Source organism: Schwartzia succinivorans DSM 10502, from assembly GCF_900129225.1.
Classification (GTDB): domain Bacteria; phylum Bacillota; class Negativicutes; order Selenomonadales; family Selenomonadaceae; genus Schwartzia; species Schwartzia succinivorans.
On the sequence record NZ_FQUG01000004.1, the window covers coordinates 234,920 to 260,155 of the forward strand.

The 25,236-nt window shown below is 48.4% G+C and carries 25 protein-coding genes and 1 riboswitch; all 25 genes read right to left on the reverse strand.

Annotated features, from left to right (window positions below):
* Nucleotides 1-58: 58 nt before the first annotated feature.
* Complete coding sequence (gene rlmN, locus BUA83_RS05940; RefSeq protein ID WP_072935278.1) at nucleotides 59-1,108, reverse strand: dual-specificity RNA methyltransferase RlmN; 1,050 nt, start codon at nucleotides 1,106-1,108, stop codon at nucleotides 59-61.
* A complete protein-coding gene (gene rsmB / locus BUA83_RS05945; RefSeq protein WP_072935279.1) occupies nucleotides 1,109-2,449 on the reverse strand; it encodes a 16S rRNA (cytosine(967)-C(5))-methyltransferase RsmB in 1,341 nt (446 codons plus the stop codon).
* On the reverse strand, nucleotides 2,442-3,233 hold the full coding sequence (locus tag BUA83_RS05950; protein WP_072935280.1) for a DUF116 domain-containing protein: 792 nt from the start codon (nucleotides 3,231-3,233) through the stop codon (nucleotides 2,442-2,444). The genes rsmB and BUA83_RS05950 overlap by 8 nt, the downstream gene beginning before the upstream one ends.
* A gap of 9 nt (nucleotides 3,234-3,242) precedes the next feature.
* Nucleotides 3,243-4,187, reverse strand: a complete 945-nt coding sequence (gene fmt, locus BUA83_RS05955) for a methionyl-tRNA formyltransferase (RefSeq protein ID WP_072935281.1) — start codon at nucleotides 4,185-4,187, stop codon at nucleotides 3,243-3,245.
* Nucleotides 4,180-4,644, reverse strand: coding sequence for a peptide deformylase (def, locus tag BUA83_RS05960; RefSeq protein ID WP_072935282.1), 465 nt, complete (start codon nucleotides 4,642-4,644; stop codon nucleotides 4,180-4,182). Before def ends, fmt begins: the two co-directional genes overlap by 8 nt.
* A gap of 155 nt (nucleotides 4,645-4,799) precedes the next feature.
* Nucleotides 4,800-5,603 carry a flagellin gene (locus BUA83_RS05965; RefSeq protein ID WP_159430481.1) on the reverse strand — a complete coding sequence of 268 codons (804 nt, stop codon included), beginning with the start codon at nucleotides 5,601-5,603 and terminating at the stop codon, nucleotides 4,800-4,802.
* A gap of 202 nt (nucleotides 5,604-5,805) precedes the next feature.
* Nucleotides 5,806-6,996 carry a methionine adenosyltransferase gene (gene metK / locus BUA83_RS05970; RefSeq protein WP_072935284.1) on the reverse strand — a complete coding sequence of 397 codons (1,191 nt, stop codon included), beginning with the start codon at nucleotides 6,994-6,996 and terminating at the stop codon, nucleotides 5,806-5,808.
* A 79-nt stretch (nucleotides 6,997-7,075) separates the two neighbouring features.
* Nucleotides 7,076-7,180: riboswitch (SAM riboswitch) on the reverse strand.
* A gap of 117 nt (nucleotides 7,181-7,297) precedes the next feature.
* Nucleotides 7,298-9,829 carry an FtsK/SpoIIIE family DNA translocase gene (locus tag BUA83_RS05975; RefSeq protein ID WP_072935285.1) on the reverse strand — a complete coding sequence of 844 codons (2,532 nt, stop codon included), beginning with the start codon at nucleotides 9,827-9,829 and terminating at the stop codon, nucleotides 7,298-7,300.
* A gap of 22 nt (nucleotides 9,830-9,851) precedes the next feature.
* Nucleotides 9,852-11,126 (reverse strand): amidohydrolase, encoded by a 1,275-nt coding sequence (locus BUA83_RS05980; protein WP_072935286.1) that lies wholly within the window; start codon nucleotides 11,124-11,126, stop codon nucleotides 9,852-9,854.
* 19 nt (nucleotides 11,127-11,145) lie between these two features.
* A complete protein-coding gene (locus BUA83_RS05985; protein ID WP_072935287.1) occupies nucleotides 11,146-12,387 on the reverse strand; it encodes an adenosylhomocysteinase in 1,242 nt (413 codons plus the stop codon).
* A 182-nt stretch (nucleotides 12,388-12,569) separates the two neighbouring features.
* Nucleotides 12,570-13,034, reverse strand: coding sequence for a TIGR04086 family membrane protein (locus BUA83_RS05990; RefSeq protein WP_072935288.1), 465 nt, complete (start codon nucleotides 13,032-13,034; stop codon nucleotides 12,570-12,572).
* A gap of 30 nt (nucleotides 13,035-13,064) precedes the next feature.
* Nucleotides 13,065-13,820 carry a 5'/3'-nucleotidase SurE gene (surE, locus tag BUA83_RS05995; RefSeq protein ID WP_072935289.1) on the reverse strand — a complete coding sequence of 252 codons (756 nt, stop codon included), beginning with the start codon at nucleotides 13,818-13,820 and terminating at the stop codon, nucleotides 13,065-13,067.
* Between the two features lie 8 nt (nucleotides 13,821-13,828).
* The gene (gene aroB / locus BUA83_RS06000) at nucleotides 13,829-14,917 is read right to left on the reverse strand and encodes a 3-dehydroquinate synthase (RefSeq protein WP_072935290.1); all 1,089 of its coding nucleotides are present in this window, start codon (nucleotides 14,915-14,917) and stop codon (nucleotides 13,829-13,831) included.
* The gene (locus BUA83_RS06005; protein ID WP_072935291.1) at nucleotides 14,910-15,443 is read right to left on the reverse strand and encodes a shikimate kinase; all 534 of its coding nucleotides are present in this window, start codon (nucleotides 15,441-15,443) and stop codon (nucleotides 14,910-14,912) included. The genes aroB and BUA83_RS06005 overlap by 8 nt, the downstream gene beginning before the upstream one ends.
* Before the next feature lies 1 nt (nucleotide 15,444).
* Nucleotides 15,445-16,599 (reverse strand): chorismate synthase, encoded by a 1,155-nt coding sequence (aroC, locus tag BUA83_RS06010; RefSeq protein ID WP_072935292.1) that lies wholly within the window; start codon nucleotides 16,597-16,599, stop codon nucleotides 15,445-15,447.
* 73 nt (nucleotides 16,600-16,672) lie between these two features.
* Complete coding sequence (gene pilO, locus BUA83_RS06015; RefSeq protein ID WP_072935293.1) at nucleotides 16,673-17,206, reverse strand: type 4a pilus biogenesis protein PilO; 534 nt, start codon at nucleotides 17,204-17,206, stop codon at nucleotides 16,673-16,675.
* 11 nt (nucleotides 17,207-17,217) lie between these two features.
* A complete protein-coding gene (locus BUA83_RS06020; RefSeq protein WP_072935294.1) occupies nucleotides 17,218-18,387 on the reverse strand; it encodes a type IV pilus biogenesis protein PilM in 1,170 nt (389 codons plus the stop codon).
* Nucleotides 18,384-18,800 carry a hypothetical protein gene (locus tag BUA83_RS06025; RefSeq protein WP_072935295.1) on the reverse strand — a complete coding sequence of 139 codons (417 nt, stop codon included), beginning with the start codon at nucleotides 18,798-18,800 and terminating at the stop codon, nucleotides 18,384-18,386. Before BUA83_RS06025 ends, BUA83_RS06020 begins: the two co-directional genes overlap by 4 nt.
* Nucleotides 18,800-19,372, reverse strand: a complete 573-nt coding sequence (locus tag BUA83_RS06030; RefSeq protein ID WP_159430482.1) for a hypothetical protein — start codon at nucleotides 19,370-19,372, stop codon at nucleotides 18,800-18,802. Before BUA83_RS06030 ends, BUA83_RS06025 begins: the two co-directional genes overlap by 1 nt.
* On the reverse strand, nucleotides 19,302-19,691 hold the full coding sequence (locus BUA83_RS06035; protein ID WP_072935297.1) for a hypothetical protein: 390 nt from the start codon (nucleotides 19,689-19,691) through the stop codon (nucleotides 19,302-19,304). Before BUA83_RS06035 ends, BUA83_RS06030 begins: the two co-directional genes overlap by 71 nt.
* Complete coding sequence (locus BUA83_RS06040) at nucleotides 19,692-20,150, reverse strand: prepilin-type N-terminal cleavage/methylation domain-containing protein (protein ID WP_072935298.1); 459 nt, start codon at nucleotides 20,148-20,150, stop codon at nucleotides 19,692-19,694.
* Nucleotide 20,151: 1 nt separating this feature from the next.
* Nucleotides 20,152-20,724: a prepilin peptidase gene (locus BUA83_RS06045; protein WP_072935299.1), complete on the reverse strand. Its 573-nt coding sequence runs from the start codon at nucleotides 20,722-20,724 to the stop codon at nucleotides 20,152-20,154.
* Entirely contained in the window at nucleotides 20,721-21,110 is a 390-nt protein-coding gene (locus BUA83_RS06050) for a competence type IV pilus major pilin ComGC (RefSeq protein ID WP_159430483.1), read from the reverse strand. The genes BUA83_RS06045 and BUA83_RS06050 overlap by 4 nt, the downstream gene beginning before the upstream one ends.
* Before the next feature lie 233 nt (nucleotides 21,111-21,343).
* Nucleotides 21,344-22,924, reverse strand: a complete 1,581-nt coding sequence (locus BUA83_RS06055; protein ID WP_072935301.1) for a dipeptidase — start codon at nucleotides 22,922-22,924, stop codon at nucleotides 21,344-21,346.
* Nucleotides 22,925-23,163: 239 nt separating this feature from the next.
* Nucleotides 23,164-25,236: a methyl-accepting chemotaxis protein gene (locus tag BUA83_RS06060; protein ID WP_072935302.1), complete on the reverse strand. Its 2,073-nt coding sequence runs from the start codon at nucleotides 25,234-25,236 to the stop codon at nucleotides 23,164-23,166.

The window sequence follows — 25,236 nt, forward strand, 5'->3', positions numbered from 1 at the left end:
GCCTCCCTTCCAAAGGTATATTGTACGGCAATCCTGTACGTTCGTCAAAAATCACAGATTAAGCATCGTTTTCCTTCATGTATTGATTCCTGAGCTGACCGCAGGCAGCCTGAATATCCGTCCCCATCTCCTTGCGGATTGTCGCCGAAATATGCTGCCGCGTCAAAATATCCAAAAAACGCTGTATACGTTCAGCAGACGGCCTGAACAGCGCACGCTCCGTCACAGGATTTATGGGAATCAGATTCACATTTGCAAGCTGGCCGTGCAGAAGATGGCTCAGCTCTCTGGCATGTTCTTCGCCGTCGTTGACATTTTCAATAAGTATATATTCGTATGTGACACGGCGTTTCGTTTTCTCACCGTAAAGCTTTCCTGCCTTTACTACCTCGGCAATCTTCCATTTTTTGTTCACAGGCATGATTTTGTCACGGACAGTATCATTGGGCGCGTGAAGGGAAATAGAAAGCGTAATCGGAAGATTTTCCTCCATCAGTCGGTAAATCCCCGGTACTACGCCTGACGTAGACAGGGCAACGTTCCGATAGCTGAAATTTTTGCAGTATGGCTCGTGCATGAGATGCAGAAAAGCCATGACCTCATCATAGTTCATCATGGGCTCTCCCGAACCCATCAAAACCATAGTATCAACTTTTTTATCTTCCTTTTTCAACAGGTCGTCAATAAACAAAACCTCAGCAAGCATCTCACCGCGGGTAAGGCTGCGGGCAACGCCGTTCACCGTAGACGCGCAAAAAGCACAGCCCATGGCGCACCCTGCCTGGGTAGATATGCATACGCTATTTCCGTAGGGCTGCCGCATAAGTACGGTCTCTACCGCAACCCCGTCATTAAACTCAAGGAGATATTTCGAGGTTTTTCCGTCACTTGAATCCCACTGCTCCACAAGCTTGGCCCGATTTATGTCAAAGGCTGCTTCCAGCTCCTCGCGGAGCTTCTTTGGAAGATTCGTCATATCAGAAAAATGCACCGCACCCTTTTGATACATCCATTCTGCTATTTGCTTTGTGCGGTACGCAGGAAGCTTGAAGGGCTTCAGTGCCTCTGCCAAACCTTCTGTATCAAGTCCAAAAATATTTGTCTTCATTTATTTCACTTTCCGCATTCTGGCTATGAAAAAGCCGTCAATTCCATCCTTGTGCGGATAGAACTGAACCATATCCTCATCCGGTCTTTTTTTCAATGGCAGGAAGCTTCCTGTTTTTTCGAGAACAAACTCATCATGACGCTTCAGAAATTCCGTAACTACGTCCTGATTTTCGGCAGGCTCGATTGTACAGGTGCTGTAAACCAGAATACCGCCTGTTTTCAGCGCAGGAACAGCACCGTCAAGGATTTCAAGCTGAAGGGCCGGAAGCTCTGCATTGCCCTTCTCAGTTTTGCTCCAGCGTGCGTCGGCCCTACGGCGCAAAACACCCATACCTGAGCATGGAGCATCTACGAGAAGCCTGTCTGCCATACCACTGTACAGCTTACCGATATTTCTGGCATCTCCCTCATGGGTTTCAATACAAGTGATACCGAGTCTTTCGGCATTTTCATTTATTTTTTTGAGCTTTACCTCATAGAGGTCAAATGCCGCGATACGGCCTTTATTCTGCATGAGCTGCGCTATATGCGTCGTTTTTCCTCCCGGCGCGCTGCAGGCATCTATTACAAACTCTCCGGGCTTAGGCTCAAGAACATGCGCGACCTGCATTGAGCTTTCATCCTGTACCTGAAAATACCCTTCCGCCAACAGCCTTGACGCATCCAGTGAACCGTGACTGCCCCTGCAGACGATGCCCTCAGGCGCAAATTCGGATGCTTCTGCGTCCCAGCCTTCTTCAAGAAGTTTGGAAAGCAGCCCGTCCCTCGTCGTTTTCAGTGTATTCGTTCTGACCGACAGAACCGCAGGCGCGTTATCAAAGGTACAAAGGCGTTCCGCAGCATCATATCCGAACTGCTTAATCCATCTGCGAACAATCCACTCGGGATGCATAGAGGAAAGTGCCAGATGCTGCGTTGCCTTGCCCTTTCCCTCAGGGAAAGCGGCTTTCTCAGGGCTGCGCGCCAAATTGCGCAAAACTGCGTTAACAAACTTCACTTCTCCGGCATTCCCGTATTTTTTTGCAATTTCAACTGATTCATTGCATACCGCAGCATCAGGAACCTTTTCCAGATACCTGAGCTGATATGCTCCCACGCGGAGGATTGCACGGATATAGGGCTTCATCTTCGATACAGGCCTTGAAACATACTGACGAATAATCCAGTCCAGCGTTCCTGCGGCCTTCACCGTTCCATAGACCAGCTCGGTCATGAACCGCCTGTCTATATCAGAATAGCTTCCGTTCCTCAACGCATTTACGAGGGCAACATTGGCATAGGCGCCATTTTCAAATACGTCATGCACAACCTCAACAGCTGCAGCCCGTACCTTATCCATTCACATTCTCCTCTTTTATCAGCATGGATTCGATTTCACTGCGCACCATATTGATATCGACATGAGTATTGTAGCAGGGACCGTTTGGTCTTATGTTCATAACGCCAACCGCAGGCAGCGGATAAACATCCTGTATGCCGCTTGTAAGGTCCCGTTCGCATGCGATTGCCAAAACTGCCTTCGGGCGTATTTTTTTCACTGTCTGCCGCGCCAGGGTTCCACCCGTGACAACAAAGAAATGAAATCCCATTTCCTCTGCCAGAGTGACAAGCGCGCCGATATCACACTGACCGCAGCGTTTGCAGTTTGCCATCGGGTCCCGCGTTATTTTATGCGGACAGCTGGCAAGCTGAAGGCAGTGAGGAGTGACAACAAGAAGCTCTTCCGGTCTGACCTTTATATGCTGATGATGAATAATCTGGTTGCTGACCGCCACAAAGGAACATTCAATTTTCCTGCGGTCAAAGCCGAACACCTTTCCCATCATGATAGCAATAGGAAATAAAAGATTGATTAAAGCATACGTCTTTCTCTGAAATACAGACAAAAACGGCACACCCATAATCGCCCCGACTATACCTACAATACCAAGCCCGGTAAAAAGGAAGATGCCTGCCAGAAGCGCCCCTAATATCAACGGCAGATATTCACTTATCTCCTGGAGTCCCAGATAGCTTACGCGCCACACGGCATAAACCATCACACCGACAACCAGAAGGCTCAGTGACATAAGTGCAACAAAAAGACGCTTCTTCGGTCTTTCAACCTCAAATGCTTTTACCATATACGTCCCTCAATCTAAAACATCAAATCTCGTATGCTCATCAAGCGAATGACCGCACACAAAGTTGGCGGCACTCATGCGCTTCTTTCCCGGTGCCTGAAGCTCAAGGATTTCCAGCGCGCCGTCGCCTGTCCCTATCATGAAACCTTTTTTTGTAAGGTTAACCACTTCTCCGGGGGCTGCATCTACGCTTGCTTCAGTGCAGCGTGTACGCCATATTTTGAACAGCTTCCCATCCAGGGTAGTATACGCCCCGGGCCAGGAATCCAGTCCACGAACAAGATTATGAATCTCCTGCGCGGATTTCTTCCAGTCGATACGACCTGTTTCCTTAGTAATCATCGGAGCATAATTCGACAGCGAATCATCCTGTGGTGTACGCTCCAGAGTACCTTCCTGAAGTGCCTGAACAGTGGAAGCCAAAAGCTCTGCACCCTTTTCCGAAAGAGTGTCATGAAGGGTTTCCAGGTTCATATCAGGAGTTATTTCAACAACCGACTTCTGAAGCATATCTCCTGTATCAAGCCCTGCATTCATGAACATAGTCGTTACGCCTGTTTCTTTTTCGCCATTGATAAGACACCACTGCATCGGAGCGGCACCGCGATAGCGCGGCAGAAGCGAAGCGTGAACATTGATACATCCATATTTGGGGATATCGAGAATCCGCTGCGAAAGAATCTGTCCAAAGGCAACAACCACAATAAGGTCAGGCTTCAGCGCCTCAAGAATAGGCACGAAATCATCAGCTTTGACCTTAATCGGCTGATAGACAGGAATCCCCTTCTCCTGCGCGAATTTCTTCACAGGAGTTGCAGTAAACTTCTGTCCCCGACCTGAACGCTGGTCCGGCTGGGTTACAACTGCAATGACATCTGATATCTCAGTCAGTTTTTTTGCGCACGGAACAGCAAACTCAGGCGTCCCCATAAAAATTGTACGTAACTTACTCATTGGCTGCCTCCTGACGCAGGCTCTTTGCAATATCAATAAACAGAACTCCATCGAGATGGTCAAGCTCATGCTGGATGCAGCGTGCCAAAAGCTGCTCTGCCTTCAGCTTTTTCCTCTTTCCGAAACGGTTGGTGAACTCCACCGTAACCTTTTCGGCGCGCTCAACGTCGCCAAAAATATTCGGTACGGAAAGACAACCTTCCGAGTCTATGACCTTTCCTTCACGATGTGTTATCAGCGGGTTAATCATTTCAATCAATCCCTCTCCCACATCAATAACAACAACACGGATTGCCTTTCCAATCTGTGGAGCTGCCAGTCCGATACCGTTTGATTTGTACATTGTTTCTGCCATATCATCAAGCAAAGCCTTGAGCTTTGCATCTACTCTCTGAACCGGAGCGCATACCTCCTTGAGTACAGGCGCGCCCGCTTTCTTTATATCCAATAAAGCCATGAACAACTTCCTTTCAAACAACAACTATAGAAAACATTAACTAATCTATTTTAACACCTTTATTCAGGTTTTTCCACAGACAAAACTCACGAACCCCATGTAAAACAAAAGAGCTATCGTCCCGAAAGACAATAGCTCTAAACGTCTTAATTAAATTACTGCAAAAGCTTCAGTACACTTGCATTGTTATGCATGAAAAGCTTCTGTGCGTAAATTGCCATCTGATTCTGCGTATTTGCAGAGCTCAGCTGTGTTACAGCCTTGGCAATATCCAAATCATCACTTGTTGACTCTGCATTCATCAGCGCCTCGGTCTGAGTCGTGTAGTTTGCAGATGCGAATGTCAGATTCTGCTGTACCGCACCGATATTCGTTTCCTCATCAAGCGCAGCATTCAAAGCTGAATCAACAGTATCAAGTGCTGCAGCAATTCCCTCGTTCGTGGAAAGGTCAATCTTGGAATTTCCGTTTTCATCAGTAAGTCCAAGGCCCTGTGCCGTCATGTTGCCAAGCTGAACATTCTTGTAGCCGTCGATTCCTGCTACAGTGAGCGAAGCCGAGCCGTCCAGAAGCTTCTTGCCGTTATACTCAACGCTCGCGTTGTCATTTACGGTTGCAATCGTCTGATTTACGTTCTTCTGAATTGCAGCGACATCCGTATCCTTGTTTGTTCCATTTGCAGCCTGAAGAATCTGCGAACGAAGGGAAGAAAGCGCATTCACCGTAGAGCTTACGCCGCCGGCAGCGACATTCAGGAGCGAATTCATCGTCTGCGTGTTGTTGTTGGACTGTTCTGCCGCACCGATATTCGAATTCATACGAACCGAAATCGCATAATCAGAAGGACCATACGATGCAGACGGATGCGCGCTGCCCGTAGAAATCTGCTTTATCAGTGACTGCCTTGCTTTATCAGTGCTATTTACCTGATTCAAGTAACCCAATCCGTTAATAGCCATTATTACCATCTCCTTGCAAATGGGAGTATACTCCCACATATAACTTTCAATTATATTTTACCTAAAATGGAATAAACAATCAAGTATTACACACACAAAAATCGGTGCCACAAGGGCACCGATTTGTTATTTAGAACTTATGGATTATAAAGCTTTCAAATAAACCTCAAAAGCAAAACGCCTCGATAAAACTTAAGTCCTATTAAAGACCAGCCTCTTTGCGAAGAATTTCTGCCTTGTCAGTATGCTCCCACGGAAGGTCAACATCAGTACGGCCGAAGTGACCATAAGCAGCTGTCTGAGCATAGATAGGACGACGGAGATTCAAAGTCTTGATAATTCCCGCCGGGCGAAGGTCGAAGTTCTTGCGTACGAGCTCGACAATCTTTGCATCCGAAACCTTGCCTGTACCAAATGTTTCAGCAAAGATGGAAACAGGCTGTGCAACACCGATAGCATAAGCCAGCTGAATCTCGCAGCGGTCAGCCAGACCTGCGGCAACGATATTCTTTGCAACATAGCGGGCTGCATAAGCTGCGGAACGGTCTACCTTTGTAGGATCCTTACCGGAGAATGCGCCGCCGCCATGACGTGCCATACCGCCATAAGTATCAACGATAATCTTACGGCCTGTAAGACCGGAATCACCCTGTGGACCGCCGATGACGAATTTGCCCGTCGGGTTGATGTAATATTTTGTCTCATCATTGAGAAGCTCTGCCGGAACAACTGCCTTGATGACCTTTTCAATCATATCCTTGCGAATCTGCTCCTGCGTAACATCCGGGTCATGCTGTGTGGAAATAACGATTGTATCGATCGCAACCGGTTTTCCATCCTCGTAAGCAACCGTTACCTGAGTCTTTCCGTCCGGACGGAGATAAGGAACCTCACCGCTCTTGCGGACCTCAGTCAGGCGGCGTGCAAGCTTATGTGCAAGCGCAATCGGGAGAGGCATATATTCTTCCGTCTCGTTCGTAGCATAGCCGAACATCATACCCTGGTCGCCTGCGCCGATTGCCTCTGCGGAATCGTCCTTGCCTTCCTTTGCTTCAAGAGCCTTGTCAACGCCCATAGCAATATCAGCGGACTGCTCATCAATAGAAACAAGAATACCGCAGGTATTGGAATCAAAGCCGTACTCAGCCTTTGTATAACCGATGTTCTCTACCGTGTTGCGGATAATCTTCGGAATATCAATGTAGCACTCCGTCGAAATCTCACCTACAACGTGAACCTGTCCTGTCGTAACAAGTGTCTCACATGCAACACGGCCGTTCGGGTCCTGTGCAAGAATCGCATCAAGAATCGTATCGGAAATCTGATCTGCCATCTTGTCAGGATGACCTTCCGTAACAGACTCGGATGTAAACAACAAACGTTCTTTGCTCATGTTTTTTCCTCCTTAAATTTACGTATCTTCTGCTAAATAGAAAAACTCTCTTCCACAAAGAAGAGAGTAATTTGCATTTCTCTCATCTTTTAGGTATCTGCCTAAAGGAATTGGCACCGTTTTGAAATAATCAATGGTTGCCGCAGCTTCATCGGGCCAGTCCCTCTGCTGCTCTGGATGAGTTCAGTTCATATTCAGCTTTGTATGTATGGTATCACACAAATATAAACCGCGTCAATATAAAAAAATAATAGTCTCCAACCATGAATGTGGTTGAAGACTATTCAATATATTTTTAGTGCTACATAACAGAGTCAACAGTTTCTCTTGCCTCTGCTTCTGTCATAAGAATCTCCCTTGGTTTACTTCCGGCGTTCGGACCTACAATACCAAGCTCCTCCATCGTATCAATAAGACGTGCGGCTCTTGTGTAGCCAATCCTGAAGCGGCGCTGTATGCTTGAGGTCGATGCCTGTCCGCTCTGCATGATAAGCTCAACAGCCTTTGGAAGAAGCTCATCCATCGCAGGGCCTGAGGATTTACCCTTGCCGTTTTCCTTTTCATCTGCCGCCTGGGCTGCCTGCTCCGTGAAATTTATAATTTCCTCGTTCGGCTCAGCTTCCTGTCCCTGGGCGCGGATAAATTCGAGAAGTCTGTCTACCTCATCATCGCCAATGAACGCACCCTGAACGCGCTGCGGCTTGGATGAACCCACCGGGTAAAAGAGCATATCGCCCTTTCCAAGCAGCTTCTCCGCTCCGCTCATATCCAGAATCGTACGTGAATCAACCTGTGAAGAAACAGCAAAGGATATACGGGACGGAATATTTGCCTTTATGATACCCGTGATAACATCAACGGACGGACGCTGGGTTGCAACCACGAGATGAATACCCGCCGCGCGTGCCTTCTGCGCGATTCGGCAGATTGCATCCTCCACATCATGCGGAGCCACCATCATGAGGTCGGCAAGCTCGTCGATGACGAGAACAATGGACGGCATTTTATCATCAGGCAGTTTGTTGTTATAGCCCTCGATATTGCGGACTCCATGCTCGGCGAATTTGCCGTAGCGTTTTTCCATCTCCTGCACAGCCCAGTTAAGAACAGATGCCGCCTTGCGCATATCAGTGACAACAGGAACCATGAGATGAGGAATACCGTTATAATTGGAAAGCTCGACCATCTTCGGGTCAATAAGAATAAACTTGACCTCGTCAGGAGCTGCCTTGAAAAGAATACTCGTAATAAGTGTATTAACACACACAGATTTACCTGAGCCTGTTGCACCTGCAATCAAAAGATGCGGCATCTTCGCAAGGTCGGCAAAAATTGCCTTTCCGCTGACATCCTTTCCGAGACCTACTGTAAGCTTGGATTTTGCCTTTGCGAAGGCTGCATCCTCCAAAACATCGCGAAGTACTACACCTTCAAGCTCGCGGTTCGGAACCTCAACTCCGATTGCGGATTTTCCCGGAATCGGCTCTATACGTACGGAAAAAGCAGCCAATGCCAGCGCCAGATCATCGGCAAGATTTGTTATCTTGCTCACTTTTACTCCCGGTGCGGGCTCAAGCTCGTACCGCGTTACAGCAGGGCCGTGGCATGCGTTCAAAATCGTCGCCTTGACCTTGAAATTTTCAAGTGTCTGGCTCAAGACCTGCGCCTTATCGGCAATTTCCTGCTCAAGGGCAGCGTTGCGCACATGAGGACGCTTTGTAAGTATTTCCTCAACACGAGGAATACGGTATACCTGCTCCGCCGGTGCTTCCGCTGACACAGCAGCAGGCTCCTGCTTAGATGCGGCTGCCGCTTCAGCTACAGGGGCTGCCTTTGGTGCAGGCGGCACAGGAACAGATGTCGAAGGTTCATCATCCTCAGGAGTCTCAGGTGCATAGACCTCTCCCTGCCCCTGCTTTTCCTCACTGTACTCGATAGTAAAGCTTGGAGGCATAGGAAGCTCAGGCTCCTGTACAGATTCCGGTACTGCCGTCTGCGGCTGCACTGCCTCCTGCGGTTTTGATTCAGTCACTGAAACAGGAACGCTTTCCACAGGCTCTTCAACCGGGAACGTTTCTTCATAAAACAGCTCTTCCTCCACTGGCTCCGGTTCAGGCTCAGGAACAGGCTGCTCCCTTAAAGACTGTTTAGACTTGGGAACTGCCGCTCCTCCCGAGAACCGCGTATCCTCCTCCTGATTGTAGAAGGACTCCTTCTTCGCCCGGGCAGCACGAATCTCCCTGACCTTGTCATAGGTCGTTTCCATGGCTGACTGTGCTTTCATAAGCCCTTCCTGGGCATGCTTTTCGGTCTTTTTTACTCCCGATGCCAAAGACCAGGTAGTAGCAAGAAGAACCGAACCTACTCCGCAGGCAATCAAAACAATAAGTGCCCCGTCCACACCGAAAAACTTTCGAACAAGCAGCAGGATACCTCCTCCAAGAAGGCCCCCGCCCTCAGGCAGACTCGGCGGCAGAATCTCCTCTCCCACCGGAATCGCAAGATGATGATAAACCGCCAAAAGCATCGTATAAAAGACAGCCACACCCAAGAAGCGTTTTGAAAGCTTGAACCCGCGGTGGTTAACTATCAGCTGTGCCCCGACAAGAAGCAGCAAAAGCGCAAAAAACCAACTCCCTACGCCAAAAAAATAACGCAGGAAGCGTGCAAAATAAAACCCTATAAAGCCGACATTAAGACCTGCAAGGCCGCAAAGAGAAACGGCGGAAACCGCAACCGTTGCGATTCCGCCCAACTCATAACGCCGTCCTGCATCTGCAGCCGCAGGCTTTGCAGCAATTTTTTTCTTCCGTGTTCTCCTTCTTTTATCCAATACAACCACCTAAAACAAATCGTTACTGCGTAATCCTTTTAGCGCATTTCTCTGCTTCAAAGAGAATCTTCTCTTCATCGAGTGTTTTCAGCTCGCCTTTCTCCATCAGGAGCTTTCCGTCAACCATTACCGTATCAACAGAATGGCTCGGAGCCGAATAAACAAGCAGAGATACAAGGTCAAATTTCGGAGTCCATTCCGGCCCGTGCATGTTGTAAAGAACAATATCCGCCAAAGCACCCTTCTCCAGCTTGCCTGCGTCCTTCACACCTACCGCTTCTGCACCGTACTCGGTTCCCATCTTGAGAGCCTCGCCTGCAGGCACAGCAAGCGGGTCAAGAGCGTCAACCTTATGAAGCAGTGCTGCCAAACGCACCTCTTCAAGCATATCAAGATTATTGTTGCTGGACGTACCGTCTGTTCCAAGTGCCGTGCAGACCCCTGCCTTCAGAAGCTTCGGAACAGGGGCAATACCGCTGGCAAGCTTCATATTGCTTCCCGGATTATGGGCAGCGCGTACATGATACTTCTTCATGAGCGCAATATCATCATCATTCAGCCAGACGCTGTGTGCCGAAAGCACGCCGCAGTCAAGAATACCGGTCTCCTCCATAAGTCCGAATGGAGTTTTGCCATGTTCCTTCAGGCAGTTCTCCACCTCGCCCTTTGTCTCGGCAAGATGAATATGAACCTCCGCCTTGCGCTCCTTTGCCGCCTCAGCGACACGGCGCAGGAAATCCGGAGGGCATGTATACGGAGCATGAGGTCCGAACATAACCGTGATACGGCCGTCAGCAGCACCGTGAAAATCCTTGAACAGTGTCTTGTTTTCCTCAAAAGCCTGCTCTCCGTTGGGAGCAACACCAATAATTCCTCTGGCAAGTACGCCGCGCAGACCTGACTCGATAGTCATTTCAGCAACCTTTTCCATGTCGCCGTACATATCCGCAAAGGTAGTTGTACCTGTACGAACCATTTCGACTGCTGCCAGCATGGCACCCCAGTAAATGTCATCCTTGCGCATTTTCGCCTCAATAGGCCAGATTTTATTCTGCAGCCAATCCATGAGGTTCATGTCGTCAGCATAGCTTCTGAGCAGAGTCATAGACGCATGGGTATGTGCGTTGACAAGTCCCGGAATTGCAAGATGATTTTTACCGTCGATAACGGTATCCGCAGAAAAATTCTCCGGAACATCACCAACCGCAGCAATACGCTGTCCGTCTACGGCAATACTTACCTCTTTAACGCTCCCGTCGGGGAGTACAGCCATTGTGTCCTTAATCAGAGTCTTCATGCCCTGCGCCTCCTAAGCTTTAGTCCAGTCCGAGATATGCACGCTGCTCAGCTGTCAGCGTATCAATGGAAATTCCCATCGAAGCAAGCTTGATTTCTGCAATCTTAGTATTGATTTCATCCGGCATCAGATAAACCTTTTTGTCCATTTCCTTGTAATGGTTCAAAAGGTGAAGTGCCGAGAAGAACTGTACAGCAAAGGAAAGATCCATAATCTCAGCCGGATGTCCGTCACCTGCTGCGAGGTTTACGAGACGGCCCTCAGCCAGGAGGTAAATCTTGCGTCCATCCTTCTGCAGGAATTCCTCAATATTATTTCTGACTGTTTTACGGGAAACAGAAAGTGCCTCAAGCTCCGGAATATTGATTTCAACATCAAAATGACCGGAATTTGCAAGGATTGCTCCATCCTTCATATCCTCGAAGTGACGTTTGCGTAGTATATCCTTATCGCCTGTTAGTGTCAGGAAAATATCACCGATTTTCGCAGCCTCATCCATAGGCATAACGCGAAAGCCGTCGAATACTGCCTCAATAGCCTTAATCGGGTCAACCTCTGTGATGATGACATTTGCACCAAGGCCTTTGGCACGCATAGCACCGCCCTTACCGCACCAGCCGTAGCCAGCGATAACAACATTTTTGCCTGCGATTACGAGATTCGTAGTACGCATGATGCCGTCCCAGGTTGACTGGCCTGTTCCGTAACGGTTATCAAAGAGATATTTGCAGTAAGCATCGTTTGCCGCAATCATCGGGAAATCGAGCTCGCCTTTATGCTCAAGGAGGTGCAGCCGATGTACGCCTGTTGTCGTTTCCTCAGAACCGCCCATAAGCTCGCCAAGAAGCTCGCGGCGTTTCTCATGAAGCATAGCCACAAGGTCACCGCCGTCATCCATGATGAAATGCGGTTTGATATCCAATGCCTTGTTGAGGTACATATCATATTCCTCGTCAGAGCATGCATGGGTAGCGAATACATGGATTCCTTCCTCAGCAAGCGCAGCAGCAACATCATCCTGCGTTGAAAGCGGGTTTGAACCCGTAATGGCAACCTCTGCGCCGGCATGTTTAAAAACAAGCGCAAGATATGCTGTCTTTGCCTCAAGGTGTATCGTCATAACAATACGCTTGCCTGCGAACGGCTTCGTCTTGGAGAACTCCTCGTCAATATGCTTCAGAACAGGCATGAAATTCTCAACCCATTTAATTTTATCGTGCCCCGACGGAGCGAGTTTAATGTCTTTAATCATTGAATCCATTTATATGACCTCCCAATGTTATTTCAATTCCATAGATATTTAATTATAACGCATTTGTTCCAGTTTTGCCAAGGGCAAAACTTCCTCTATCAGCGTTTCAACGAAACAACCGCTCTAAAAAAACAATGGAATGACAGCTCCTCCAAGAGCACGCCATTCCATTACTAATTCAACACATATCATCAATGATGGTCACCCGGGAAAATCGCATCATCAGACTCATAGTATCTCAAGGTACCGCCGCCGGGAAGCTCCGGCTCATCATCGTCATCCGGGTCCCCGTCCCAATATTTAGGACAGTCCTCCTCGGGCACTCCTCCGGCATCGTTCCGAAACTCGCAGCCATAATCATCGCATTCATCACATGAAACATAGCCGTCACTTCCGCCCGTATACATCAGGGGATTAGCTGCTGCAGGTGAAGCTGCTTCCCTATTTTCTAAGGAATCAGCAGTCTCATTATGCATATGCTCATTTGAAGGCATCATCTTTGGCTTTGCAAGATTAGGCAAAAACGCCAGAACAGGCCCCGCAATCAAGGGAGTAAAAAAAAACGCCAATCCTCCCCACAGCCATCCGTTCCTGCCGCGCTTCGATGCCCAGTATCCAATAAAAGCTGCGGAAAGAATCAAAACTACAAATGACATAGACATTCATCTCCCTGCAGGATAATTACGCTAATCATTTTCCCGGTACTTTTTCAACGCCTCATAATCCGTCATGTCAATCATGAGCGGCGATACGGCTATCCGGCCGTGATTGCAGATGGATATGTCCGAGTCCATGGCGTTGTAACCGTCGTAGATTTCTCCGCCTACGTGGAAAAAAAGCTTCCCGTCACGTTCTATGCGTTCAAAGGCGTTCAGATAGTCACGGTGTCCTACACTTCCATAGACAAATTTCGGCTCGCCCTCGGCGAGTATCTGCGGAAAGTTCACATTGAGGAAAGCAGGCTCTGCTTCTCTTTCCATAAGCTTCGGAAGCTCATTGGCAAAAATCGCTGCTGCTTCGGAAAAGGGCATTTTTGAAAAGAAGTCCAGTGACACAGCTATAGAAAATATTCCGTGCATATAGCCTTCCATAGCAGCACCTACAGTACCTGAATACAATACATCAGAACCGAGATTTGCTCCCTGATTTATTCCGGATAATACAAGGTCGGGCTTTTTGTCTTTTTCGCAAAGTGCTTCCAGATACAGCTTCACGCAGTCTGTGGGAGTACCGTCAATTTTCCAGCCGGTAATTCCCATGTTCTCAAGGTCCTTGTATTGAGCTGCCTCGATATCACTGTGTACTGTCAAGGCATGCGCCATACCGCTCTGCTGTCTCGCAGGGGCCGCCAACACAACCTCATGCTGTCCTGCCAGTGCCTTTGCAAGAGCCTGCAGTCCCTCTGCCTCGATTCCGTCGTCATTCGATATAAGTATCCGCATTTTTTCACCTACTCAGCTAATACCATACGCATACATTTCTTTACTACGTCGTCGGGAGCTTCCGTAATATCCGAAACATGTCCTATTCTGTCCAGAAGAACCCAATGTACGATGCCGTTCACCGTTTTTTTGTCATGAAGTGTGGATTCGAACATCGCTTCAAGGCTTACTCCTTCTGCTTTTGTCGGCAGATGCAGCTTTTCTATAAGCGCTGTAAGACGCTGTACCTCTTCGTCCTTCAGCAATCCGAGCTCACGGCTTATGTTAGCCGCTCCAATCATGCCTATTGCAACGGCCTCACCATGATTATACCTCAAATATCCTGTTTCTTTCTCAATCGCATGTGCCATTGTATGACCGAAATTCAGGATACGGCGGAGTCCTTTTTCTTTTTCGTCCTGCGTGACGACGTCGGCTTTAATTTCGCAGGAGCGTCCTATGATATGCTCCAGTGAGGACTCTGCCAATGCCTGAATTTTTTCCGTGTTGTCCTCAAGGTACCTGAAGAAATCCTCGTCGTAAATCGCTCCGTATTTTATTATTTCACCGAGTCCTGTATATATTTCACGTTTAGGAAGGCTTTCGAGGCAGGATATATCTATCAGTACGAATTTCGGCTGATAGAACGCTCCAATCATGTTTTTACCGAGGCGGTGGTTGACCGCCACCTTGCCGCCAACGCTGGAATCCACCTGGGCAAGAAGACTCGTGGCAAGCTGAATGAAGGGAACTCCACGCATATATGTTGCCGCTACAAATCCCGTCAAATCTCCCACGACACCGCCGCCGAGAGCAAAAATCGGAGATTTGCGGTCAAGGCCGAGCTCTATGGCACGGGTGTATATTTTCTCAGCTGTTTCCAGTGATTTTGAGGTTTCTCCGGCAGGAACAACAAACACGTCTGCCTGCAGTCCGGCTTTGGTGATACTTTCCTTTACTTTTTCGGTGTAAAGCTTTCCAACATTTGAATCTGTAACCAAAAGAGCTCTCGAAGAAAATTTATGCTCTCCAATCTGTTTTTCAAGCTCTTCAGCCAATCCTTTTCCTATTGTTATGTCATATCCATTTACAGGAAGCGCAACCTTTACTTTACGCATGGCAGCAGCCCTCTCTTTTTACATAATGTACGATTTCATCCGCAATCTGCAGCGGAGACTGTTCACTGGTGTCCACAAAATAATCCGCATGGCTGTACATCTCCCTGCGTTCTTCAAGGAGCGCGCAAATTGCAGCCCGTCTGTCTCCCTCGTCCTTTCCGTCAAGAACGGGACGTACCCCAGGACGCCGTGTGCGTTCCAGGATTGTTTCCACATCTGCTGTGAGGCAGATAATTATCCCGTTCTCGTGAAGGATTTTTCTGTTTTCCTCGCTCTTTACGGTGCCTCCGCCCGTAGCGATAACAACGTGGCGCCGTCCCGAAAGCTCCTCGACCGCTTCACGCTCTGCACGCCGAAAGTACGCTTCTCCATCTGAAGCGAATATTTCAGGAATCTTCCGCCCTTCCTTTGCCTCGATATACTGGTCCATATCTACGAAGGAAAAGCCCATACGGTTTGCCAGCACTCTCCCCGTGCTGGATTTCCCTGTCCCCATGAAGCCTATAAGAACGATATTTTTCTTCATATCATTCACCTGCAAGACGCGCCTTATAAGCATTCATTGCCGACAGTAAATCTGTCATAGCATCTCCGCCGAATTTCTCTACAACGGCACGGGCGATGACAAACGCCGCCATAGCCTCACCTACAACAGATGCCGCGGAAACAGCACAGACGTCGCTGCGCTCCTTGCATGCCAGCACTGCTTCCTTTGACTCTATGTCTATTGAATGAAGCGGTGTCATAAGCGTTGGAATCGGCTTCATAACTGCACGGATTGTGATTTCCTCTCCGTTGGTCATGCCGCCCTCCAGTCCGCCTGCATGGTTTGTCCTGCGGTATACCTTCTTGTTCTCATCATAGTACATTTCATCATGGGCTTTGCTGCCGGGGAGTTCTGCGTATTCGAAGCCTGCTCCGATTTCAACGCCCTTTATTGCCTGAATCGACATCATTGCACCGGCAAGCGCCGCGTCAAGACGGCGGTCCCACTGGATATGGCTTCCAAGCCCTATAGGCGCGCCACGTACTATTACTTCAAATACGCCGCCAAGAGTATCTCCTGCTTCCTTTGCCCCGCGGATGCGTTCCTTCATTTTTTCTTCTGCTTCGGCATCATAGCAGTTAAGCTCAGAGCTTCCTTTACCTATTTCATCACGATTGATTTTATCTTCATTTACCTTTATTCCGCCGATTTCTACGACGTGAGATACAACCTCCATGCCGCATGCTGAAAGAAGAGCCTTGCATACTCCCCCCACTGCAACGCGCATAGCTGTCTCTCTTGCGCTGGAGCGCTCAAGTATATCCCTGATATCTTCTCTGTCATATTTCTGCACGCCAACATAATCCGCATGTCCCGGACGTGCCGCCGTAACTTTTTCACCTGCAGGATTGCCGAATGCCGCCATGCGGTCAGTCCAGTTTGTCCAATCCTTGTTTATTACCGAAAGGGTTACAGGTCCGCCAAGTGTCTCTCCGAAACGGACTCCTGACAAAATCTCCACACGGTCAGTTTCTATCTTCATTCTCCCGCCGCGGCCGTATCCCTGCTGCCTGCGTGCGAGGTCTTTGTTTATTGCTTCCTCAGAGAGTCCGAGTCCTGCCGGAATACCTTCTAAAATCGCGGTAAGACGCGGTCCGTGAGATTCTCCCGCAGTCATAAAACGAAGATTTCCCATCTTTATTCCTCCATAGTGTGCGATTACTTTACAAAACAGTTTAATCTATCCTGTGCAATAACGCAAACAATCTTTATGAAACAGATGAAAAAATGTAAACCATAACAGTTCCCTCAAACTGTCCGTTTTTGTCAGTTTTTCCCTGCATTTCACGGATATCTGTAAATCTTCCGTCCTGCTCAAGCAGATACAGAAAATCCAGCCATTCAAAATATGTTCCCGACGCAGATACGACAATCTGCTGCTCCTTGTAGGCTTCAAAGGATTTTTCGTCCCCCGGAAGTATTTTCTTTATTTTCACTCCGCTTTTCCTGCTCCACTGCTGCAGCGATGTCAAAAATGACGCCGAATCCATCTGCTTCGGAAGCAGTCCTGAAACAATTTTTTCCTGTTTTCCCATACGCTTCACGTCATCTGCGGCGTTTTTATGAAGCGATGCAAAGCGCTCAAGCTGCTTTTTATGCTGCTTCAAAAGCTCAAGCTCGCGTTCTGCGGATGCGGTTTCTTCTTTCTGCTTTGGATAAAGATAAAAAATAAAGCCTGCCGCCAGTACGGCAAAAATAAAAAACACCGTCACGAATTTCTGCACTCCGCGCGTAAGTGTCATATCTCCACTTCCTAAAATTTCATTATCAGGGAGAACTGTACACGTCCATCCTTTTCTGTCTCCACTGTTTCAAGTCTGGGAGCTTCCTTCAGAAGAAGCGGCTCCTCCGCCCATATCCCTACATACTCGGATACCAGCTCATAGCTGTTTGCTGTGCCCTTTACGCGTACAGCTCCTTTTCCCGTTGTTTCTATACCGTCAACCGCGACACCCTGAACCGTTTTAGCTCCGAGAGCAGTAAAAACAGCGTACCAGGATATCCGTTTTTCACCAAGTGTCTTCAGCGTGTCCGAAGATGCTTTTATTTCTTTTTTCTTATTCAAAAAATCCTTCTGCAGCTCCAGCTCACCCGAACGAAGAAAAAGCTCCTGTTCAACAGCTTTCTTTTCCTTCTCAATCCGCATGAGCTTCCATTCTCCTGTTCCGTATACCAGTGCAAAAATAAAAAGCATGGGGAGAATCAGACATGCTGATGTCTTTCGCCAGTCCCACGCTCCCTCCTGCCTGAAGTTCGGAAGAAAGTTTTCATTTTGGGGAAGGCCGCGCATAATACGCCAAGCAGCGAAAAAAGCCTGCTGAAGCGGTTCTTTTTCGTCTCCCATTTTTTCCCATGTAAAAAATACAGGCAGGGATGCAGTCTCATTTCCCCATACTGCACACTGCTCTCTTTCCTCAAAAAGAAGCTCAGATTTCTCTACCACAGCAATAACCCTGAAGCCGTTATCTCTGAAGGCCTTATACAGTTCATCCATTAACTGATACTCCATAATACCTATTTCGTAGGTATTATCAGCTCCCTTGCGGTAGGTATAGACATGCTTTACAAAGGGCGAGTTGGCTTCAATCTCCCAATGCATTGCCTCAGGAATTTCCTTATCGGCAAGGGGCGGGAATTGCTTTTCATAGGAAAAAATCATATTCTCCGGCACAGAGAGCACGACCTTCTTTTCCTTTATTCCATTTTCAGCACACCTGACTGCCAATTCTTCCGCAAGCTGACCGATATGCTCAAAGTGAGTCGGATATTCCTGCTTATCCTCCAGAAAAATCCTGCAGGAATCCGTGTGCAGCATGTGCAGCTTATCCGCCTCCGCGCGCTGCAGGAAAGAATAATAAACTGCATCCTGATTCAAAAACACCCCTATGCAGCTTTTGACCTCACTGCGAAAAAAACGTTTCATTGAACCGCACCCCAGCGCTCTATGCGGTATCCCGGCTCGTCCTTTTTAGCAAGTTTCGCATACAGTCTTGTTTTTGTTTTTTCCTTTTTACTCTCTGCCATGAGATAAATTATCTCTCCCTGTTTCCGCGCGTAAACCGCGCAGGATATCCCGTTCTCTGTATTCCTTCCTGACCATATGCTTTTGGATTTGGCCGCCGAAAGGGTGTTCACTGTTTCCGGATGCGCTCTCAGGTACTCCAAAGCCCCACGGATACCGTTCTGCGCCTCCATCTGAAGTGCTGCCGATGCTATAAAATGACGCGTTTCCTTCATTTCTCTGCGAACAACTATATAGGCAGACATGGCAAGAAGCGAAAGAATCAAAATAACACATATTCCCGATAAAGCCGCAAAGCCCTTTTGATTTCCCATTATATGCCACCACGAGTATTATTCATCATGTACTCAACAGTACGAAGCTCGTATTCATGTCCTGTCGCCCGATTTCTTCCCTTTATATGTATATAGAGTCCTGCTGCTCCTACAGCATCAAAATCCATTTCCTCGATTTCAATCGTTCCAAGAGTGCTTTCTCCGGTAAGAGGCTGACTGTTTCTGCGTATCCTTGGGAAATTTTCCCGCGTAAGCTCGTAATTAACTCTTGTTGTTTTGTTATCCGAGGTTTTTCCGTAGATTGTTATGCGTCCGCTGTCACATTCTACACGGTCGGCAAACATAACGTCATTGCATATACGTTTCATTGAAAACTGGACATCACGCTGGAGGGCCCAGTCACTAACCATGAAAAAATATGATTTTATCCCCCACCCGAAAATGACAGTCAGTGAAAGCAGGAGTACAGCAAAAAGCGGCAGGGATACGGACAGCTCCATCATGCTGAATCCTTTTTCCTGCCGCAGCCAATGCAGGTTTTTATCCACCACAGTCCACCAGCTTCCTGAATTTTTCCTCCCGCTTGTCTGCAGCGCCCTTCCATCTGACACAGACCGTCACCTCACGAAGGCCTGCTCCTTCCTCGGCGCCCCTCATGGTCGTCTCGACTTCATATTCCCTGCCGTTCAGATTTTTTATATCCGGTCCGTTGTCTCCAAGCCACGGAATATCTCCCGTGTACCCGCGGTAAAAGACTGCATTCGCTTCAATACGCGCCATCTGTTCACGGGCAAGATATACCGCAGCGTGCGATGCCTCTGATTCTGCTCTCTGCCGATTCAGCATTCCGTATGAAAAGCACAGCAAAGATGCCGTGACGAGCAAAAATCCTGTAACAGCTGTTTCCAAAAGCAAAAAACCTTTTTCCATCTAATCCTCCGGCGGATTGTCCGACACGCGTATACGCCCCTCGACATCTATGATGACATACTGCCACAATCCATGATAATCAAGCTTCAGCGTAGCAGGGTTTGCAGTTCCAAGGACTCCGAAGCTGACACGTTTTATATCTCCGGTAATCCTCATACCCTCGGGAAGACTGTGCCGCTCATAGCTTGTCCTGTTTACATAGATATAATATTCGCTGCCGCCTCCGCGAAATGTAGGATATGAGTCAGCCCTTATGTCGCTGAATCTCTCACTCTGCGACGGATACCCCATTGAGATCTCCCTGAGATACCTTAGCTCAGAGACAAGAGCTGCTGCCTCACGCCGAAGAACGAGTTTGTCTGAAATCCCTGTAAATACCGGTACAGCCACTGCAGCCGCCAAGGAAAGCAGAGCCATTACGACAAGTATTTCAAGCAGCGAAAAGCCCTTCTGTTTCATGCTATATCCCCTGTATCCAAGCCCATACTGTGTTTCCGTATAAAAAAGCAAGCCATGCCCCTGCAGCGAGAAAAGGACCAAATGGAATCCGGGATTTCATAGTCTTTTTCATCTTCATCAGCAGGAAAACAGCAGCTGCTCCTCCAAGCCAGAATGCGAAAACAAGCGCAGCCAATGTTTTCGGCCATGAAAGCCAAAAGCCAAGCACAAATGCCAGCTTGATATCACCGCCGCCCATTCCTCCACGGGTGATTGCGCGCAGAAAAAGAAGCAGTGCGAGCGCTGCAGCAGCACACACAAAAGAAGAAATCCATCCGTCATAACCCTTCATAAAATGAAGCAGTACCGCACAGCCAAGCATCCCTAACAGCCAACGGTCAAAAATAAGTCCGTACTTTACATCAAAGACAGCTATTCCGCTCAAAAAGAAAGCAAAGACCGTTCCATGAATTATTTCCATCGGCGTTTCGAATACACACGCTGACCAAAAGCGCCCTATAATCGTCCCCACCAGTATCCACACCATGTGACGTTTAAAAAGCTCCCGGGTCAGCTTCAGCTCTGCTTCCTTCATTTATCCTTGCGTCCGAAATCCGTAATGGTATGTGACTGGCAGAGTGCCTGTGATTTATCCTCCGACAGTGTGTAGCCGGTCTCGGTTATCTCCACGGTCGTACCATCACGCAAAAGACATTTTCCTTTTGGCGGCTTCAATTTTTCCGCATCCTGAATATAATCCTTCATATCCGTTGTAAGATTCTTGGGATATGAGCCATGCTCTGCTTCATACAGCACGATAGCAGAATTTAAAACATTCAGGTCTGCCTGAATCTTGCTCGTATTCGCCAGTGCTACCGCTCCTGTAAACCGTGGTACGGCAACCATGGCCAACACGCCGATGATAGACATGACGAGTAGAAGCTCCAACAGCGTGAAACCCTTCTGATTCCCCAATTTCATAAGCATTCCCCCATTTAATGATTTATTCACTTTCTTATTCTATTATAAATAATCTGACAAATAAAGTATTTTTGCATTTACATTCGTTTTTGTTTCTACTTCTGTAAAAATAGAAAACAAAAAGCGTGCAAACACATAAAGGTTCACACGCTTTAAATATATGCACTTTCTCGTTTATCATGCCCCGGTATTTCGACAGCGCGCAATATTCCGCAAAGGGACTTTTGCGACCGTCAATATTTCTTCGGCGTATCGGCAGCCGGCAGACGTTCGTACTTCACACCCGCAGCGGCATTAAATTTCATCATGAGCCGCCTTGAAAGCTCTTTCCAGTCTTCAAAGATTTTCAACGCGTTGCCGCGCAGAGCATCAGCGAACTGTTCCTTTGAAAAAACCGCGGAGGCGTTAATCAGACGCACGGAATTTGCCTCAGACCGCTCCACCGCATCCCTTACAATAGGCGACATAATATTGAAGTAACCCTGTGTCAGTGCCATGACTTCATTTGAGGTCCAGTACATTTTCGTGGAATCGTAGGTATCGCGCAGCGCACGATATTCCTTAGGCACCTCCGAAACCGCGAAGGGAACGAAAGGATTCTCGTAGGGCGTGTTCATGGACATCCAGACCACCGGAGACGGGAGTGCATCACTGACCTGCGATATATGTGTGTAGCTGGTATTCGATGAAAGAAATGGGCGCTCGCCTATCTCTGACGCGTAATGGTACGGCGAGCCGTACATGCCCGCCAACGTGGTCTTCGTCTTGTCAAACTCGGTTCCCTGATAATAGTCGCGGTAAATTCGCGCGACGTCTTCGACGTTCAGCTTTTTGTCAGGACGCACAGAGAAGGGATAGGTTTTCTCATCCCATCCCCCAACACGGGACGGAAGCTTCTTCGACGGCGCAACGAGGCTCATGCCTCGCCAGACACGACGCTTTGAATAATACGGATGGTAGAACTCCTGCGACTGCAGCGATTTCACCCAGTCCACACGGCCTTCCTCGTCGTATGCAGCCCAGCCGGCGTCCTTCAGCATTTGCGGCAAATTGGGATTGAAAATCTGGTTCGAATCGCCCTCACGGATACCGCGAATCCTAAACTGGCTCGCCGCGATGAAAAAATCCCCGTCAGGAATCTTTTCCGCAATCCAAAAGCCGCCTTTTCCCGTTGGCGACATCTGCATCTCGAAAACCCAGGCTTCTTCCCTGTCTGCGACGGCCAAAGTCTCACCGGAGCCCCAGAGTCCGTATTCGTCAATCAGCGCGCCCATCAGTTCGACGGCTTCACGGGCGGTCCTGCAGCGTTCGAGGGCTACTCGGGAGAGCTCGGAGGCGTAAAATATCCCTCCACCTTTTTTGAACGGCACTTCGGGCAAGTGCGCAGACATATCGGTACATTCCCCCATCATCAGGCCGTGCTCATTGACTATGCCATAATCGGCATCCAAATAGGCATAAGTGTGCCCGACCTCAGGAATATAGCCGATTGCCCGCGTGCGTGACCTGTCGGGGAAGTCGTAATCTGCGCTGCGTTCAGGCGCAACAAGGTTCGGCTGGTCGTAAGTGTTGTATTCCGGCATGGCACCCAGCGCCGCCGCAGAAGCATATACCGGGCGCATGCTGCCTGCCGGATGGTCCTTTGAAGGCACATAAGCGAGATTTACCTCACCGTCGTACCCGTCGTTGGAATGGGAGACCATCACGCTCCCGTCCTCCGAGGCTCCCTTCGTCACCACGATTACCGAGCATGCCTCTGAGCACTCCCCAAGGAGCAAAAACATCATCAGTCCCAAAGCCAGCTTTTTCAGCAAAAGAACCGCCTCCTTTGACTCATACAGTTTTTTGATTTATTCAAGCATCTTTATTATACCTAAATAGTTACATTAATACGATAACGGAAAGTCCATATTCGACTTACCACTGCTTCAATTCCCAATAAATCAATGTATCCGAAAAAACTTATGTTGTGGAATGATAAAAATCACCTCTCAACGATGTTCTCGTTGAGAGGTGATTCAAATTAACGGTATGAATCTGACTTAATGTCAAATCAGAACTTGAACATGCTGGACTCCTTCTGGAGGTCATCAGCCATGTTGGAAAGATGGTGGCTGGATGCCGCAATCTCTTCCATGGAAGCGGACTGCTCTTCCGTAGCCGCCGAAATTGATGTGATATTTTCCGTGACCTTCTGCGTAGACTGCTCGACGTTTTCTGCATCAGCGAGAACATCTCTGCTCTTGTCGGCCACTTTAGTAGCATTAACTGCGGATTCCTTGACCATTTCATCAACGAGACGGATATGGTCTGCAATTACATTGAACTGCTTGCCTGCGTTGGTAACAGCTTCGCTGCCTACGCGGACCTTTTCCGTACCTGCGTTCATGGATTCAACAGCCTGACTTGTAACCTTTTGGACGCCGCCAATCTTCTCAGCGATTTCCTGTGCCGCGCCTGCGGACTGTTCAGCAAGCTTTCTGACTTCATCAGCAACTACCGAGAAGCCGCGGCCCTGCTCACCTGCACGGGCAGCCTCAATAGCCGCGTTCAGTGCCAGGAGGTTCGTCTGCTCTGCGATACTCTGAATCGTTCCGATAATCTCTCCGATTTCCTCAGAGCGGCGGCCAAGCTCTCCGACAGCCTTCGCGGACTCGTTTACTGTTTCAAGAACATCACGAATCTGCTCAACTGCGGAATCAATAGCAACTACGCCGTCAGCAGCAGCCTGTCCTGCCTTGCCGGAGGACTTGCTGATTTCTTCGGAGGATTCTGCGATATTCGTGACCTGGTCTGCCATGTCGCGGATATTATCCACCATGCCGTTCATCGTCTCATTCTGCTTGCTTGCAGATTCGGCGATGTCTCCGACGCGCTCAGCCACATGGGTAATGGTTTGTGCAACCTGTTCTACACCCTGTGACATCTGAGCCGAGGAGTTGGATACCTCATCGGCACTGCCTTTAATCTGACTGAGCAGATTTTTCAGCTGTTTAGTCATTTTATTGAAGGACAGTGCAAGATGTCCAATCTCGTCATCAGTTTCGACAATCAAATCATCCTGACGAAGGTCGCCGTTTGCGATGCGGTCAGCTGATTTTTCAAGAGTACGAAGCGGAGCAACGATGATATTGGAAATCCACATGGTTGCAAAGAAAATAAGAACCAATGCAACAACCAGGACAATTCCAAGTGTCATACGCATGCTGTTGACGCTTGCCATGAGCTGGGATTTATCAACAATCGTCAGATATTTATAGCCCGTTTTATCAGAGATATATACGTTGACGAATTTTGATACACCGTCAAGCTCGATCTCGCGAAGACCCTGCGATTTTGTATCCAATGCTGCCAAATCTCCAAGTCCGGACTCAGCCAGCTTCTTGAAGTTTGCATCCTGATGCTTCGGATCCGCGACAATGACATCATCAGCATCAAGCATCATGATGTAGCCTGTTTCACCGATTTTAATCTCACTGATCATGTTGGTAACAACCGGAAGGTCGATATTGATACCAATAACACCCAACGGCTGATTGCTCATGCTCTTGACTGTCGCAAAGATACCAACCGTCGGAGTACCTTTTGATGTCTTGAACGGCTTTGTGATACGAACAGCATTCACATCAGCCATGCTGTCCTTGTACCAGCCGCGCTGACGGGAATCGTAACCTTTTTTGCGCTTTACTGCCGGATACTGCAGATAGCCGCCGTCCGTTGTACCGTAGCTGACAACGGAAATTGTGCCTTTGTTTGCATCAGCAAGGCGTTTGAACATCTGATAAGCCTGCAGCTCGAAGCCGCCCTTTGCTTCCGGCTCCATGGCAATCATGCCGTCAGGACCTGCCGCACCGTCAATATATACAGTAATATTGCCGCCATTGCGCAGTACCGGGTCATTTGCCATGTTCACAACGGTATCTCTAAGACCACGCAGGAACAAATCCATGGAGGCGTCTACCTGCGCTGCCTGCAGTTCCGTTTCCTCCTCAAACTTTGCAATTTCACCCTTTGTGATTACACGGTCAAGCACGATACCCAAACCAAGCATTACGGCAACAAACAATATCGATATGAGTACCATAATCTTCTGCTTGACACTAAACCTTGACAAAATTTCTTCCAT